This is a genomic window from Pseudaeromonas aegiceratis (assembly GCF_046254905.1).
Classification (GTDB): Bacteria; Pseudomonadota; Gammaproteobacteria; order Enterobacterales; family Aeromonadaceae; genus Pseudaeromonas; species Pseudaeromonas aegiceratis.
This window is the reverse complement of the sequence record NZ_CP158016.1, coordinates 3,168,636-3,183,957: the sequence shown is the minus strand read 5'-3', so window position 1 is coordinate 3,183,957 and position 15,322 is coordinate 3,168,636. Positions and strand designations below refer to the sequence as shown.

General features: G+C 63.5%; 13 protein-coding genes and 1 riboswitch. Of the genes, 3 read left to right on the top strand and 10 right to left on the bottom strand.

The window, feature by feature from the left end:
- Nucleotides 1–708: 708 nt before the first annotated feature.
- The gene (locus ABHF91_RS15010) at nt 709–1,281 is read right to left on the bottom strand and encodes a TMEM165/GDT1 family protein (protein ID WP_409421058.1); all 573 of its coding nucleotides are present in this window, start codon (nt 1,279–1,281) and stop codon (nt 709–711) included.
- Between the two features lie 9 nt (nt 1,282–1,290).
- A riboswitch (yybP-ykoY riboswitch) is annotated at nt 1,291–1,468 on the bottom strand.
- A gap of 41 nt (nt 1,469–1,509) precedes the next feature.
- On the bottom strand, nt 1,510–1,800 hold the full coding sequence (locus ABHF91_RS15005) for a hypothetical protein (RefSeq protein ID WP_409421057.1): 291 nt from the start codon (nt 1,798–1,800) through the stop codon (nt 1,510–1,512).
- Between the two features lie 266 nt (nt 1,801–2,066).
- Between ABHF91_RS15005 and ABHF91_RS15000 the strand changes: the two genes are divergently transcribed.
- Complete coding sequence (locus ABHF91_RS15000) at nt 2,067–3,173, top strand: serine hydrolase domain-containing protein (RefSeq protein ID WP_409421056.1); 1,107 nt, start codon at nt 2,067–2,069, stop codon at nt 3,171–3,173.
- On the opposite strand, the gene ABHF91_RS14995 is transcribed toward ABHF91_RS15000, so the two are convergent.
- The 7 genes from ABHF91_RS14995 to pepA form a co-directional block, all read right to left on the bottom strand.
- Entirely contained in the window at nt 3,167–3,358 is a 192-nt protein-coding gene (locus ABHF91_RS14995; protein ID WP_409421055.1) for a hypothetical protein, read from the bottom strand. The two genes, ABHF91_RS15000 and ABHF91_RS14995, sit on opposite strands and share 7 nt — an antisense overlap.
- Before the next feature lie 63 nt (nt 3,359–3,421).
- Nucleotides 3,422–4,294, bottom strand: coding sequence for a DUF2167 domain-containing protein (locus ABHF91_RS14990; RefSeq protein ID WP_409421054.1), 873 nt, complete (start codon nt 4,292–4,294; stop codon nt 3,422–3,424).
- A 113-nt stretch (nt 4,295–4,407) separates the two neighbouring features.
- Nucleotides 4,408–5,805, bottom strand: coding sequence for an SLC13 family permease (locus ABHF91_RS14985; RefSeq protein WP_409421053.1), 1,398 nt, complete (start codon nt 5,803–5,805; stop codon nt 4,408–4,410).
- Nucleotides 5,806–5,817: 12 nt separating this feature from the next.
- Nucleotides 5,818–7,449 carry a methyl-accepting chemotaxis protein gene (locus ABHF91_RS14980; RefSeq protein WP_409421052.1) on the bottom strand — a complete coding sequence of 544 codons (1,632 nt, stop codon included), beginning with the start codon at nt 7,447–7,449 and terminating at the stop codon, nt 5,818–5,820.
- A gap of 127 nt (nt 7,450–7,576) precedes the next feature.
- On the bottom strand, nt 7,577–10,435 hold the full coding sequence (locus ABHF91_RS14975; RefSeq protein ID WP_409421051.1) for a valine--tRNA ligase: 2,859 nt from the start codon (nt 10,433–10,435) through the stop codon (nt 7,577–7,579).
- Between the two features lie 27 nt (nt 10,436–10,462).
- The gene (locus ABHF91_RS14970) at nt 10,463–10,888 is read right to left on the bottom strand and encodes a DNA polymerase III subunit chi (protein WP_409421050.1); all 426 of its coding nucleotides are present in this window, start codon (nt 10,886–10,888) and stop codon (nt 10,463–10,465) included.
- Between the two features lie 34 nt (nt 10,889–10,922).
- A complete protein-coding gene (gene pepA / locus ABHF91_RS14965; RefSeq protein WP_409421049.1) occupies nt 10,923–12,425 on the bottom strand; it encodes a leucyl aminopeptidase in 1,503 nt (500 codons plus the stop codon).
- A 176-nt stretch (nt 12,426–12,601) separates the two neighbouring features.
- On the opposite strand from pepA, the gene lptF reads away from it, so the two are divergent.
- Both lptF and lptG read left to right on the top strand, forming a co-directional pair.
- Nucleotides 12,602–13,711, top strand: coding sequence for an LPS export ABC transporter permease LptF (lptF, locus tag ABHF91_RS14960; protein WP_409421048.1), 1,110 nt, complete (start codon nt 12,602–12,604; stop codon nt 13,709–13,711).
- Entirely contained in the window at nt 13,711–14,781 is a 1,071-nt protein-coding gene (gene lptG / locus ABHF91_RS14955; protein WP_409423132.1) for an LPS export ABC transporter permease LptG, read from the top strand. Before lptF ends, lptG begins: the two co-directional genes overlap by 1 nt.
- On the opposite strand, the gene ABHF91_RS14950 is transcribed toward lptG, so the two are convergent.
- The gene (locus ABHF91_RS14950) at nt 14,765–15,280 is read right to left on the bottom strand and encodes an RDD family protein (RefSeq protein ID WP_409421047.1); all 516 of its coding nucleotides are present in this window, start codon (nt 15,278–15,280) and stop codon (nt 14,765–14,767) included. The two genes, lptG and ABHF91_RS14950, sit on opposite strands and share 17 nt — an antisense overlap.
- Between the last annotated feature and the right edge of the window lie 42 nt (nt 15,281–15,322).

Here is a 15,322-nt window from a genome sequence, read left to right as displayed (position 1 = left end):
GTTACGTTTTCAGATGTGCCCTGAATGGCCGCCATAAAAAAACCATCGCGCTGCGCATTTTCCCCGGAACCTGCTAGACCCAAGATAGGGACGATCATCAGGAGCGGGCACCATGGTCTGGGGCCGGGTTGGCAGCCTTCTCTGCCTGTTATGTTTGGTGTCATTCGGTTGCCTGGCCCAACCGGAGGGGCTGGTCGCGCCACGCTGGACCGAGATCCCGCTCGGCCCGCTTCCCTTGAGTCGCCACGTTTGGTTGACACTACCGACCCGCGTCCCCCTGGCTAGTAGCAATGCCACTGCTGGCCTGGTGTCTCCTCCTGCCGCCGTGTCTCAGGCCTGGCGGCAAGCGGGTGCCCCTGAAGGCTGGTCCTGGCGGCGGGCGCGGCCCGAACTCAACATTCGCAGCGGACTGGGGTTTACCTCGTTACGCCTGCAGGGTAACAGCATGAAGTTGCGGGTTGAGAGCCTGGATCACACCCTGCAATGGCAGGTACAGATGTCGACCGAACAGGTGCAGATGGAGTATCGCTGGCGCTTTTGACAAAAAAAGGCGACCGTGAGGTCGCCTAACTTGGGGTCTTTACGGTGTTGTCATGACGAGCCGGACCCGAGGGCCCATGCACGTCGTCGACCATCATACTCTTTTCTCAGAATCTGAAACCATTTTCATGGCGGGAAATGTGAGAAAGATCCTGAGGTGCCGGCGAGTCAAAACAGCCGATCCACCCGGAACAGAATCATGAGCCCCAGCAGGGCAAACAGCGCGGCGGCCAGGCCGTGCACCAGGCGCAGGGGAATGGCCTTGGCGGCTTTTTCTCCCAGATAGACGACGGGGACATTGGCCAGCAGCATGCCTACCGTGGTGCCGGCGACCACTGCCACCACGTTGGCATATTGGGCGGCCAGGGCAATGGTTGCCAGCTGGGTCTTGTCGCCCATCTCGGCCAGGAAGAAGGCGATCAGGGTGGTGCTGAACACCCCCCAATGTCCCTTGAGCTGGCTCTCTTCATCGTCGAGTTTGTCCGGGATCAGGGTCCAGCCGGCCATCAACAGGAAGGAAATCCCCAGACACCAGCGCAACACCTCGGGCCCCAGCAGGGCGGTCAGGGCTTGGCCTACGGCGCCGGCCAGGGCGTGGTTGAGCAAGGTGGCAACGAGAATGCCCATGACGATGGGCAGGGGGCGGCGGAAGCGAGCGGCGAGCACGAGAGCCAGCAACTGGGTCTTGTCGCCGATTTCGGCCAAGGCCACTATGCCGGTGGGAACAAAGAAAGCATCCATAGTCATTTATCCTGGCCGGAAAAAACCAAAGACCAAGCCACCACCCCGGCCTTGGTACGGTGGTGTCATGGTCAAAGGTCTTGCCAAACCAGTGTCGCGGATACCATAGCCTGCGGGCCAAGTGTGTTGATATCCGCCCCGCGCTGCCATAATTGGTCGCGGGAGGCTACTCCCCAGTGACGGGCGCTAATCTACCCACTGTGTGGCTGGCTGTCCAGTGCTGCCGCTTCAGTGTTTCTTATTGCTCTTGTCGTGGCCCTTGCCAGGGTTGTTGCCACTGTTCACGCTGCGGTTGTAATGGTCACGGTACTTCTTATCGTAGGCGTCGCAGTTGTTGAGGCTGATGCGGGCATCGCCAATGCTCAGATCCAGGCAGTTGTGTTGCCACCAGTCATATTCCCTGTCATCCCAGTTGGCGGAAGGCTTGCCATCCGGTTTCCACGCGTCTTTTTGCTGGGCGGCGGACACAGACAGCGATCCGAGCAGCAGTAGGCTAGTCATGAGGGCGATGATTTTCATGGACGGACTCCTAATTGAAAGCCTAGAGATTCAAACCAAGAATAAAGGAGATTAGCCGCTCTGAGTTGGCTTGTCGTCCTCATGCTGACTATTTTTATCGGTACTCGGGTGGCCTGGCTTGGCGCCGCCTTTGCCCTTTGCGACAATGCGGCCCGTGCTCACCATGACACAGTTGGGGTTTTACCATGCGGTTGTTTGGGTTGTGTTTGCGTCTTTTTTTACTGGTCTGTTTGACCGGATGGGGCGGTGCGGTTACGGCTCAGCCGGTGCAGGCTTATCTTCCCTGGTTCGATCGGGAGGTCGAGGCCATCTTCGGCCAGTTTGACATCCCTGGCGCGGCGGTGGCCGTGGTGGCGGATGGCAAGGTGGTCTATGTGAAGACCCTGGGCGTCGGGCGGGTGGACAAGCGCAATCCGGTGGACCGGCATACCCTGTTTCGCATCGCCTCCGTCTCCAAGACCTTTACCGCCATCCTGGCCGGTCTGGCCGCTCAGCATGGCCAGATCCGTTGGCAGGATCCCTTGAGCCACTATCTTACCGGCTTCCGCCTGCGCTATGACGGCGGCAATCGCCTCACCCTGCGTAATGTCCTCTCCCATACCAGCGGGCTGCCGCACAATGCCAACGATAATCTGCTGGAGGCCGGGCAACCCTACGCCACCGTGTTGAACAAGTTGCAGCAGCTCAAACCCAGCTGTGCCATCGGCAGCTGTTTTGGCTACCAGAACATCCTCTACTCCGCCATGGGCGAGGTGCTGAGCAAAGCCACCGGCCGGCCCTATCCCAGCTTGCTGATCAATCAGATCTTCCGGCCGTTGGGCATGGAGGATGCCGGCAGTAGCCGGTGGCATCTGCTCAACAATCCCAATCATGCCATGGCCCATGTGCTGGGGAAGGACGGCTGGCGGGTGCGCCCGGTGACCCAGCCCTATTACGAGGTGATGCCGGCGGCCGGCATCAATGCCTCCATCGACGACATGAGCAAGTATCTGCTTGCGGTGATGGGACACAGACCGGACGTGATCCCTCCCCAGGTGATGGCCCAACTGACTAAACCCCTGGTGTCGTCCCCCAAGGAGGGCTGGACCTCCAAGTGGCGACAGACTCGGGTGAAGCATCCTATGTATGGCATGGGGTGGCGTATCTTCCAGTACGATGGCAAGTACCCCATGGTGTTCCATGCCGGCGGGCTGTCGGGGGTGCGGGCTCGACTGGGCTTCCTGCCCCGGCAGGACGTGGGTCTGGTGATGCTGTGGAACGCCAACGACTCGCGGCCCGAGGTGCTGATGCCCATGCTGTTCGACAAGGTGTTGGGATTGCCGACGGTGCAGTATCTGGACAAGAACAGCCGCTCTTTGCTGGCGCGTCACTGAGGCGTCTGCGGGTCGGCCGACGGCTCACGACAGTGCTGCAGAAGGAACTCCTCGTCCTGGGGCGAGAGATCGAACCGCAGGGCGGCCTCTTCGATGGCCAGCAGATCGTGGCGATGTTGGTCGCTCAGCCAACGCATGGCATTGATCAGATCTTGCCCCTTGGGCTGGAGCCAGCAGCTGCTCATACACTGCCTCCCGATAACCCCTCTTCTATTAGGTTATAGCGGGTCCGGTGCCCGCTTGCCCGCTTAGGGCGAGGTGGGGGGGGCGAGCCGCAGGCGGTTGCGCCTGTGGGTCAACAGGGCAATGGGGGTGACGGCCAGCACCAGCAGCAACAGCAGGCGCCAGACGCCGAGCTGGCTCATCTGGACCAGCATTCCCTCTGCCGGCAGGGCGGGGCCGGCCACCAGGCTGGCCAGATCCGTTTTGCTGCGGGCGTCCTGGGGCGTGACGTCCTCGTAGCGCTTACCCTCGTTAAATTGCACCTGGTTGAGCAACTCCTGCAGCAGCGGCAGGCGTTCGTTCAGGTGGCTGTGATCTGTGATGAGGCGAAAATGCAGGCGCGCCTCTCGCCCCAGCAGCAGGGCGGAGACATGGGCCGCCAGGGCCTCTTTCTCGTCACCGCGTTGCTGGAACATGTCCGCCGACCAGATCAACTGATGGCGTTCCGCATTATAGCGCGGCGGGGCCAACCAACCGGCGATCGCCAGCTGGGTCTCCTCCTCACCGAGCTTGGCGTTGCGCTGCTGGGTGTTGTGCTGCAGGCGGGCCAGCCAGGCGTCGGCGTCCACCTTTGTGTCATCTCCCACCAAGAAGCCATCGCGATACAGGCGCACCCGTATCATCCAATCCTGCTCTTGCTTATCGGACAGGATCAGGCCCAGCAGTCGGCTGTCTCCCTGCTGGCCGATGGCCTGTAGCCAGCGGGAGGCTTCCGGTTGGGGTATGTATTCGTAGCCGGACGGCAGACGCAGGGTGGCTTGATCTTCCAGTTTGAGGATCACGGGGCCATGGAGGGCCGCCTGTTGGGTCTGTTGCCACAGATTGTCCAAGGAGGGGAATTCGGCGGCTGACAGGGCACCTGTGGTCAGCAGCAGCAGGGCAATCACTCGGGCGAACATGGGCTCTCCGGACAAAATAAAACGGAGCATACCCAAAGCCTTAGGGCTGCATCGACCCTAACGCCGGTTTTTTGCCCAGAAGCATGATCCGCTTCACCCTGCGTCGGGGCCGGTTAGGCTAAGACATTCCCCACAAAGAAGGCCAGGCAGGCCAGCAGCAGCGAAAAAACCAGGTTGAGGCCCAGTCCGGCCCGCATCATCTCCCGCTGGCGGATGAGGCCGCTGGCGTAGACGATGGCATTGGGCGGCGTGGCCACCGGCAGCATGAAGGCGCAACTGGCCCCCACGGCGATCAGCACCGCCATCACCACGGGGGCGACCTGCAGGGGCTCGGCCACCGAGATGAACAGGGGGATCAGCAGGGCGGCGGTGGCGGTGTTGGAGGTGAGCTCGGTGAGAAACACCACGAAGGCGGCCAGCAGCAACAGGATGGAGAAGGGATGGGCGCCCCGCAGGGCCAGGGTGATCTGCTCCGCCAAAAAGGCGCTGGTGCCGGTTTGGCTGAGCACTGCCGAGAGGGTCAGGCCGCCACCAAACAGCAGCAGAACGCCCCAGTCGGTGGCCTGATTGATGTCTTGCCAGCGGGCCACGCCACAGATGGTCACCGCCACCACGGCCAGCAGGGCGATGAGCGAGTCAAACTGGGCAATGCCGCCCAGCCAACTGGCCAGGGGGGCGGAGAAGATCCAGCCCAGCACCGTCAGGGCGAAGATGAGCAGGGTGAGACGGCGGCCTCGGGTCCAGAGCAGGGGCTGGTCCTCCAGCGCGAAGCGCACATTGAGCCGGGGTTTGAGTCCCCACCAGAGCAGCGCTATTGCCACGGGCCACAGCAACACCACCACAGGCAGACCGAACAGCAGCCAATCGGTGAAGCTCATCCCCAGCTGGGCGGCGGCGATGGCATTGGGTGGGCTGCCTACCAGGGTGCCGATGCCGCCTATGCTGGCGCTGTAGGCGACGCCTAGCAGCAAAAACACCAGGGTGGGTCTGTCCTGTTCGGGATCCAGTCGGTGGGCCAGCCCCATGGCCAGGGGCATCATCATGGCGGTGGTGGCCGTGTTGCTGATCCACATGGACAGACAGGCGGTGATGAGAAACAGCAACAGGGCCCCCCATCCCAGGCGACCACGGGCCAAGCGCAGGATCCGCTGGGCCAGCAGGGTATCCAGCCCCTGGTGGGCCAGGGCGGCGGCCAGGGTGAAGCCCCCTAGAAACAAATACAGTATGGGATTGGCAAACTCACTCAAGGCTTCTTTTAGGGGGAAGACCCCCAGCAGCACCGCCAGCACGGGCACCAGCAGCGCCGTGATGGCGAGGGGAATGGCCTCGGTGAGCCACAGCAGGCCTATGGTCACCAGGATGGCCAGCCCGCTGTTGATCTCCGTCGCGAAGGGTAGCGCAAACTTGAGCCCCAGCAGCAACAGCATGGCCAGGCCAAACAGTGGCAGGTGCAAGGGGCTGCGCTGGGCCGGGGAACGCGGCGGCTCCTCCTTGGCGGGTTGCCGGGCCATGCTCTGTCGTCCTTACTGCCGGAAGCGCGCCACCACGTCGCTCAGTCGCTGGGAGTTTTGATGCAGCTGGCCGCTCGCCTGCTGGGTGCGCTCGGCCTGGAGCTGGATCTCGGTGGCCACCGTCTTGATGTCCACCAGATTGTGACTGATGTCTTCCACGGCGGCCGTTTGCTGTTCGGCGGCGGTGGCGATCTGCTGGTTCATGCCGTGGATGTCGGTGATGGCCTCACCGATGCGGCGCAGCATCTGTCCGGCCTGGGTGACGCGTTCCACCCCCTGGCCACCCAGCTGCTGACTGCTGCTGATGGCCTGTACCGCATCCTGGGTGCTGCCCAGGATCTGCTCGATGATCTTGTTGATCTCGGCGGTGGAGTCGGCGGTGCGGCGAGCCAGGGTGCGCACCTCATCCGCCACCACGGCAAAGCCGCGGCCCTGTTCACCGGCCCGGGCGGCTTCGATGGCGGCGTTCAGGGCCAGCAGGTTGGTCTGCTCGGCGATGGCCTGGATCACCTCCAGCACGGTACCGATGCGCCGACTCTCTTCGCTCAGCCGCTGGATGACGGTCGCGCTTTGGTCGATCTCCTGACTCATCTGACTGATGGTGGCGATGGTCTGCTGCATCATGTCGTCCCCCTCGCGGGAGGCCTGATCGGCGCGATCCGCTGCATCGGCGGCCTGGGCGGCATTGTCCGCCACGTTCTGGGCGGTGGCGGTCATCTCATGCATGGCGGTGGCCACCATGTCGGTGCGGCTCAGCTGATCCTGGGTGCCGCCGGTGAGCTGGTTGGAGATGCTGCCGAGGGTCTGGCTGCTCTGCTCCAGCTCGTCGTGGCTGCGCTGCAGCTGGTCCAGCGTCTCCTGCAAGAAGCCCTGCAGGCGATTGGCGGCACTGGTCAGCTGCCCCAGCTCATCCTGACGTTGCAGCTGCAAGGGGGGCAGCATCTCCCCCTGACTCAAGCGGGTGAGGTAGCGGGTCAGCTGTTGCATGGGGCTCACCACCTGGCGGCCCAGCAGCCAGAGGCTGACCAGAACGATGGCGACGGCGGCCAACAGCAACAGGCCCAGGCCCACGCGAACCATGGTATCGGCGCTGCGCTGACTCTGCTGGCTGAGGCGGCTGGCTTCTTGGTGTAGCTGGTCCACCAGCTCGCTCATCTGCTCGCTGGCGGCGCGGTCTATGCCCTTGACCGCCAGATCGCCGGCAAAGGGATCGGCCCCCGCCGCCTCAAAGGCCGCCTTGCCCTGGCGGTAGGCCTTACCCAGGGTCTGATGTTCCTGGCGCAACGCGGTGACGGCCTGACTCAGCTTGGTGTCGTGCAGCTTGTCCGCCAGGGTGGCCAGGGCCTGCAGCTTGTCATCCACCTTGGTTTCCTGCTCCTCGAATTGGGACCAGTACTTCTGCAGGTTGGCGGGATCTTTGCCGCGGAGCAGGACGTTCTTCCACTCCTGCACCTGGATCTTGAACTGCAGGTTGGCCTCATCCACCAGGGAGGCGGCGGCCATGGGGCCTTGCAGCAGGCGCTGGTAGGCGGTGAGCTCCCGATTGAGGAAGTGCTGGCCCAGCAGGGCGACCAACAGCAGCAACAACAGACTCAGCCCCAGCAGGGTCAGCAACTGGGTGCGCAGCGAACGAAAGGTGGACATGGGGGTATCTCCTTGCAACTCAGGCCGTAGCACACTTTTTTGCCAGTGTAGTGCATACGGCGCCTTAGGGGGGCCAATGTACGACACCCCCGCATGGGCGGGGGTGTCGTGAAGGCCATGGGGCCGGTTACAGGCTGGCGATGGTGGCCTGCTGCTCCTTGAGCTTATCCAGCTGCAGGCGGTAGTCGGCCAGCTTCTCGCGCTCCTTGGCGATGACCGCCTCGGGTGCCTTGGCCACGAAGGCCTCGTTGTTCAGCTTGCCGTCGATGCGGCCGCACTCCTGGGCCAGCTTGGCCAGCTCCTTGTCCAGCCGGGCCAGCTCGGCATCCTTGTCGATGAGACCGGCCATGGGGATCAAGAGCTCGGTGGCCCCGATGAGCTTGGTGACCGACACGGGAGCGGCATCCCCGGCGCCCAGCACTGTGATGGACTCAAGCTTGGCCAGGGCCTTGAGGCTGGCTGCGTTGGCGGCGGCCCGCTGGGCGTCCTGGGCATCGGCCTTGAGCAGCACGGTGAGGGGCACGCTGGGGGCCACGTTCATCTCGGCGCGGATGTTGCGGATGCTGATGATGAACTGCTTGACCCACTCCTGATCCGCCAGGGCAACCTCGTCGAGCTTGCTGTCATCGACGCGGGGATAGGCTTGCAGCATCAGGCTGTCGCCTGCCTTGAAGCCGACGCCGGCCAGGGGGGCGACGTTTTGCCAGATCTCCTCGGTGATGAAGGGCATCAGCGGATGGGCCAGGCGCAGCAGGGTTTCCAGCACGCTCACCAGGGTGTGACGGGTGGCCTGCTGCTGGGCTGGGGTGCCATGCCACAGCACCGGCTTGGTCAGCTCCAGGTACCAGTCACAGAACTGGTTCCAGATGAACTCGTACAGGCTGGCGGCCACCTGGTCGAAGCGGTAGCTCTCCATGGCCTGGGTCAGTTCGCGGATGGTCAGCTGCAGCTGGGCCTGGATCCAGCGGTCCGCCAGGCTGTAGTCGGCGGCGGCCGCCGGGCTGCAGTCGTGCTCCTGGGTGTTCATCAGCACGTAGCGGCTGGCGTTCCACAACTTGTTGCAGAAGTTGCGGTAGCCGTCCAGGCGCTTCATGTCCCAGTTGATGTCCCGGCCTGTGCTGGCCAGGGCCGCCAGGGTGAAGCGCAGGGCGTCGGTGCCGTGGGCCTCGATCCCCTCGGGGAACTGCTTCTCGGTGCGCTTGGCGATCTTCTCGGCCAGCTGGGGCTGCATCATGTTGCCGGTGCGCTTGTCCAGCAGGGTTTCCAGGCTGATGCCGTCGATCATGTCCAGCGGATCCAGCACGTTGCCCTTGGACTTGGACATCTTCTGGCCTTCCTCGTCCCGGATCAGGCCGGTGACGTAGACGGTCTTGAAAGGCACCTGGGGCGAGCCGTCTTCGTGCTTCATGAAGTGCATGGTCATCATGATCATGCGCGCCACCCAGAAGAAGATGATGTCGAAGCCGGTGACCAGCACGTCGGTGGGGTGGAAGGTGGTCAGATCCGGGGTCTGTTCCGGCCAGCCCAGGGTGGAGAAGGTCCACAGGGCGGAGCTGAACCAGGTGTCCAGCACGTCCTCGTCCTGGCGCAGGGGCAGATCCGGGGAGAGGCCATACTTGGCGCGCACCTCGTCCTCGTTGCGGGCCACGTAGACCCGACCGGCCTCGTCATACCAGGCGGGGATGCGGTGACCCCACCACAGCTGACGGGAGACACACCAGTCCTGAATGTCGCGCATCCAGGAGAAGTACATGTTCTCGTACTGCTTGGGCACAAACTGGATGCGGCCGTCTTCCACCGCCTCAATGGCGGGCTTGGCCAGCACGCCGGCCCGCACGTACCACTGGTCGGTGAGCATGGGCTCGATGGGTACGCCGCCGCGATCCCCATAGGGTTGCTGCAGCACGTGATCCTTGGTCTCGGCCAGCAGGCCCAGGTCTTCCAGCTCGGCCAGCATGGCCTTGCGGGCGGCGTAGCGCTCCAGGCCGGCAAACTGGGCCGGCAGGGTGGCGTCATAGGCGGTGCAGGGGTGACCGCTGGAGTCGAACACCTCGGCCTGGGCGCGGATATGGGCGTCCAGGGTGAAGATGTTGATCATGGGCAGCGCGTGGCGCTTGCCCACCTCATGGTCGTTGAAATCGTGGGCCGGGGTGATCTTCACGCAGCCGGTGCCCTTCTCCATGTCGGCGTGCTCGTCGCCTATGATGGGGATGCGGCGGCCCGTGAGGGGCAGCTCGACAAATTGGCCGATCAGCGCCTTGTAGCGCGGATCATCCGGGTTCACCGCCACCGCGGTGTCCCCCAGCAGGGTTTCGGGGCGGGTGGTGGCCACCACCAGGTAGTGCTTGCCTTCGTTGGTCTGGGCGCCGTCGGCCAGGGGATAGCGCAGGTGCCACATGTGACCCTTCACTTCCTTGTTCTCGACTTCCAGATCGGAGATGGCGGTGTGCAGCTTGGGATCCCAGTTCACCAGGCGCTTGCCGCGGTACATGAGATCCTCGTCGTACAGGCGGACAAACACCTCCTGCACGGCGCGGGACAGGCCCGGATCCATGGTGAAGCGCTCGCGATCCCAGTCCACCGAGGTGCCCAGGCGGCGCATCTGGCGGGTGATGGTGCCGCCGGACTCTTCTTTCCATTGCCAGATCTTGTCGATGAAGGCGTCACGGCCGTAGTCGTGGCGGGTCTTGCCTTCTTCTGCGGCAATCTTGCGCTCCACCACCATCTGGGTGGCGATGCCGGCGTGGTCGGTGCCGGCCTGCCACAGGGTGTTCTTGCCCAGCATGCGCTGGTAGCGGATCAGGGCGTCCATGATGGTCTGCTGGAAGGCGTGACCCATGTGCAGGCTGCCGGTGACGTTGGGCGGCGGTATCATGATGCAGTAGTTGCCCTGACGGCTGTCCCCACTGGGCTTGAAGTAGCCCTGGGACTCCCAATGCTGATAGAGCGCCTGTTCGACGGCGCTGGGGTTGAAGGTCTTTTCCATTCTAATCCTGTCTCTTGGGGCGGGAGGTCAGCCGGGCTGAACCATCTCCAGCGTGAAGCCGGCGGCGCGATACTGCTTGTAGCGCTCTCGGGCCAGCTGTTTAAGGGATTCTTCTGCGGGAACGAAATCTATCACCTGAGGGAAGCGTCCTGCAAATGCCGGTGCCTCCGGCTGCAGATTGATGAGCAGGTTGCGGGGGCGGCGAGGGGGCTGATGGCCGATCTCCACCGCCGCCTGCTGGGCCCCGGGTTCGTCCTGCAGGGCGTGAGGCACGAAGCTGTCGGGATCCTGCTGCCAGAGGGTCTCGTCCAGCCACTGGGCCTGGGCCTCGTCCCGGGCGAGGATGAACACCGTCTGGCCGGCCCGATAGGCTTGGGTGGCCAGCAGACAAGCCAGCCTGGCATCGGCCAGGCTGGTGGTGTCGGCAAGGATGTGAAACTGGGCCTGTTGCATGGGACTCCTTGGACTTAGGCGGCTGACGCCGCCGTTACTCCTCGATGCCGTCTTCGGCGCGGCCCAGCAGGAACTGGGTCAGCAGGGGGACGGGACGGCCGGTGGCGCCCTTCTCCTTGCCGGATTTCCAGGCGGTGCCGGCGATGTCCAGGTGGGCCCAGTTGTACTTCTTGGCAAAGCGCGACAAGAAGGCGGCCGCCGTGATGGCACCACCGGGGCGGCCCCCCACGTTGGTCATGTCGGCAAACGGGCTCTCCAGCTGCTCCTGGTATTCGTCCCACAAGGGCAGACGCCAGGCCTTGTCACCGGCCAGATCCCCGGCCCCCAGCAGCTCGTGGGCCAGGGGGTTGTGATTGGCCAAGAGCCCAGTGGTGTGGTGACCCAGGGCCACGACGCAGGCGCCGGTCAGGGTGGCGATGTCCACCACGCACTCGGGCTCGAAGCGGTCGGCGTAGGTCAGCACATCACACAATACCAGCCGGCCTTCGGCATCTGTGTTGAGCACTTCTATGGTCTGGCCGGACATGGAGGTGAGTATGTCACCCGGGCGATAGGCCTTGCCGTCGGGCATGTTCTCCGCCCCGGCCAGTATGCCCACCACGTTGATGGGCAGCTTGAGGATGGAGAGGGCGTGGAAGGTGCCCAGCACGGAGGCGGCGCCGCCCATGTCGTACTTCATCTCGTCCATGCCGTCGGCGGGTTTCAGGGAGATGCCGCCGGCATCGAAGGTCAGCCCCTTGCCGATCAGCACGACGGGCTTGGCGGTGGGATGGCCCTTGTATTCCATCACCGACATCATGGCCTCGTTGTCGGAGCCGCGGGCCACCGCCAGGTAGGAGTGCATGCCCAGCTCGGCCATCTGCTGTTCGCCGATCACCTTGGTGGTGATGTTGGGGCAGGCATCCGCCAGGCGGCGGGCCTGGGAGGCCAGGTAGGCGGGGGTGCAGATGTTGGGCGGCATGTTGCCCACGTCACGGCAGACCTTGACCCCCTGGGCCACGGCCAGGCCGTGCTGGATGGCCTTCTCGCCCAACGGCAGCTCCCGGCGGGACGGCACGTTGAACACCAGCTTGCGCAGGGGGCGGCGGAGCTCGGCCTTGTTGGTCTTGAACTGATCGAAGCTGTACAGGCCGGCCTGGGTGGTTTCGATGGCCTGGCGCACCTTCCAGTAGGTGTCGCGGCTCTTTACGTGCAGTTCGGTGAGGAAGCAGACCGCTTCCATGGAGCCGGTTTCGTTCAGCGTGCTGATGGTCTTCTGTACTATCTGCTTGAACTGGCGTTCGTCCAGCTCTCGCTCCTTGCCACAGCCCACCAGCAGTACCCGTTCGGACAGCACACCCGGTACCTGGTGCAGCAGCAGCATCTGGCCCGGCTTGCCCTCCAGATCCCCCCGGCGCAGCAGGGAGCTGAGGTAGCCATCGCTGATCCGATCCAACTGTTCCGCCACCGGCGAGAGGCGACGGGGCTCAAAAACGCCCACCACGATACAGGCACTGCGCTGCTTCTCCGGGCTGCCGCTCTTTACGCTGAACTCCATGAATACTCCTCGGTCTTGCAGACAACGGAGGCGCTTTGGCTGATAATGTGGCAACCGCCTGTTGCGCATCCCCTGACGCAGTGGATGGGTAAAATTTGCTAAATTGGCAAAAATCTATTTTTCGCCCGTATTTTTTAGCGTTTTCACTAAAGTTACAAGTTTTCCCAGAGGCCAGCGTGATCGTCTTCCGGTATCTGTTCAAAGAAACCTTCAAAACCCAGCTGTCGGTGCTGTTTATTCTGCTCATGATCTTCATGAGCCAGAATTTTATCCGGGTACTGTCCAAGGCGGTCAAGGGTTCCATCCCCACCCAGCTGGTGACGGAACTGATGATGTTGAACGTGCCGAACATGGCGCTGCTGATGCTGCCCATCAGCCTGTTTGTCGGGATCTTGTTCGCCCATGGCCGGCTGTATGCCGAGAGCGAGATGACGGTGCTCAAGGCCCTGGGGCTGGGGCCCAGGTACATCATGAACACGGCCCTCCTGCTGGCGCTGTTGACCGGTGTGTTGGCCATCGGCAACACCTTCTGGCTGGCGCCCTGGGCGCAACGGGAGCAGATCGAGCTGCTGGAGCGGGCCAAGCGGGATCCCAGCTTCACCGCCATCGAGGAGGGGCGCTTCTTGTCGCTGAACAGCGGCAAGCTGGTGGTCTACGTCGATGAACTCAAGGACAAGGGCAAGGATCTGGAGCGGATCTTCGTGTTGCAGCAGGCGACCGATACTCAGGGCCCGGCCATCGTCGTGGCCAAGAATGGTCGGTTGAGCAGCGATGATAACGGCCTGCGCTGGGTCACCCTGCAGGATGGTCATCGCTATGCCGCGCCGCTCAAGGGGGATGGTTTTAATATCTCCTCGTTTGAGCAGTATCGCGCCTGGATACCGCTGGGGCAGGACGAAAAGGATGCCCGACTGGAGGTTTCGAGCCTCGACTGGCAAAAACTCACCGAAAGTGAGGACCCCAAGGCCCTGGGAGAGATGCAGTGGCGGATCTCTCTGCCCATCTCCATCCTGGTGCTGACCCTGATAGTGGTGCCATTGGCACAGGTAAACCCCCGACAGGGGCGCTATGCCAAGCTGCTGCCGGCCATTTTGCTCTATCTCAGCTATTACCTCTTGTTGTCGGCCGGCCGCTCCGCCCTGGAGCGGGGTACCCTGCCGGCCATGCCAGGACTCTTCATCGTGCCGTTTATCTACCTGTTGTTGTTTGCCATTCCCCTTAACCTGGGGGGAACCCGCTGGTGGCAAGCGCTCCGCCTGTCCGTGAAGGGGAGGGTCTGTCCATGATTTACGGCATCCTGGATCGTTATGTCGGGCGCAGTGTGGTGTTGGCCATACTGCTGTGTACCCTGACCCTGGCCGGGCTATCGGTGCTGATCAAGTTTGTCGAGCAGCTGCGCCAGGTGGGTGAGGGGAACTTCGATGCCCTGCACGCCCTGCTCTACGTGTTGATGGGCCTGCCCCAGCACCTGGTGATGTTCTTCCCCATGGGGGCCTTGTTGGGGGGCGTCATCGGCCTGGGCCAACTGGCCCAGAGCAGCGAGCTGGTGGTGCTGCAGGCCGCCGGACGCTCCCGGCTCAATATCGTCGCGGCCGTGCTCAAGACGGTGCTGCCGGTGATGGTGCTGTTCCTCCTGCTGGGGGAGTACGGCGTGCCCTATACCGAGCTCAAGGCCAAGGACTTTAAGGCCAATGCGGTGTCCGGTGGCCAGATCACCGCCTCGTCTTATGGGGTCTGGGCCCGGGAAGGCAACGACTTTGTCCACGTCGGCGTGGTGTACCGGGATGGCAGCCTGGCCAAGGTGACCCGCTATCAGTTTGGTGACGGCCAGGATCTGCAGAAGGTCACCCGGGCGGCCTCGGCCCACTATGAGCAGGGCCACTGGCGGCTGGATCAGGTGGAGGAGACCCGCTTCGCCCTGCCGGAGGCCATCCATACGGTGCACCTGGATACGGAACGCTGGGACAGCCAGCTGACGCCGAAGAAGCTGGGGGTGGTGGCCATCTCGCCGGATGAGCTATCCGCCAAGGGCTTGCTGGATTATGTGCGCTACCTCAAGAGCAACGGCCAGAACGCCGATCGCTACGAGCTGGCCCTGTGGCGCAAGGCGGCCGCCCCACTGGCCGTCATCGCCATGATGTTACTGGCCGCCAGTACCGTGTTCGGCCCGCTGCGCTCCGTCTCCATGGGGGCGCGCATCATGATGGGGGTGATCCTGGGCTTCCTGTTCTACGTGGTGAACGAGGTGCTGGGGCCCTTCAGCCTGGTCTACGATGTGCCGCCGTTGGCTGGGGCCTTCGTCCCCAGCCTCCTCTTCCTGGCCATCGCGGTGAAGATGCTCAGGCGGCGGGCTTAGCCGCGTCGCCATCGTCCACCACCATCTCGCTCTCCGCCCAGATGTCCTGGAAGGCGCGATCTTGCCGATCAAACGGGGCCAGCAGGTTGCCCAGGCCGAAGGCCGAGGTGAACAGCCGGATCAGCCCCTGGGACAGGCCCAACCGTTGACCATCCTGCCGCTGCAGCCGCAGGTGCCAGACCTTCATGCCGGGGGTCTGGCCGGTGCGACACCAAAACCACAGGTAGTAACCGCACAACACCAGCCCGAGATAGAGGCTGAAGAGCGTCTGGTGTGACAGCCAGTCGCCCAGGCTGCTCTCGCCGGTGTTAATCCGTCCGCCCACTTGCAGCAGCCAGGCCAAGCCATAGCCCAGCAGACCGGCCAGCAACAAGATGATGGCGGCCAGCAGGGCGTCGGATGCCCAGGCTCCCAGGCGACGAAACAGGCCGGTTACCGGATAGCGGCGAGGTGGGGTCGGGGCGGTTGGGGTGGGGCGGGTGGCAGTACGTCTGGCCATGGGAAATCTCCTGCGAAAACGGGTGCGTCATTCTACCCAAGC

Coding starts and splice junctions, on each gene's coding strand:
- ABHF91_RS15010 (WP_409421058.1), bottom strand. CDS start 1,281: ATGGATGCTTTCTTTGTTCCCACCGGCATAGTGGCCTTGGCCGAAATC.
- ABHF91_RS15005 (WP_409421057.1), bottom strand. CDS start 1,800: ATGAAAATCATCGCCCTCATGACTAGCCTACTGCTGCTCGGATCGCTG.
- ABHF91_RS14995 (WP_409421055.1), bottom strand. CDS start 3,358: ATGAGCAGCTGCTGGCTCCAGCCCAAGGGGCAAGATCTGATCAATGCC.
- ABHF91_RS14990 (WP_409421054.1), bottom strand. CDS start 4,294: ATGTTCGCCCGAGTGATTGCCCTGCTGCTGCTGACCACAGGTGCCCTG.
- ABHF91_RS14985 (WP_409421053.1), bottom strand. CDS start 5,805: ATGGCCCGGCAACCCGCCAAGGAGGAGCCGCCGCGTTCCCCGGCCCAG.
- ABHF91_RS14980 (WP_409421052.1), bottom strand. CDS start 7,449: ATGTCCACCTTTCGTTCGCTGCGCACCCAGTTGCTGACCCTGCTGGGG.
- ABHF91_RS14975 (WP_409421051.1), bottom strand. CDS start 10,435: ATGGAAAAGACCTTCAACCCCAGCGCCGTCGAACAGGCGCTCTATCAG.
- ABHF91_RS14970 (WP_409421050.1), bottom strand. CDS start 10,888: ATGCAACAGGCCCAGTTTCACATCCTTGCCGACACCACCAGCCTGGCC.
- pepA (WP_409421049.1), bottom strand. CDS start 12,425: ATGGAGTTCAGCGTAAAGAGCGGCAGCCCGGAGAAGCAGCGCAGTGCC.
- ABHF91_RS14950 (WP_409421047.1), bottom strand. CDS start 15,280: ATGGCCAGACGTACTGCCACCCGCCCCACCCCAACCGCCCCGACCCCA.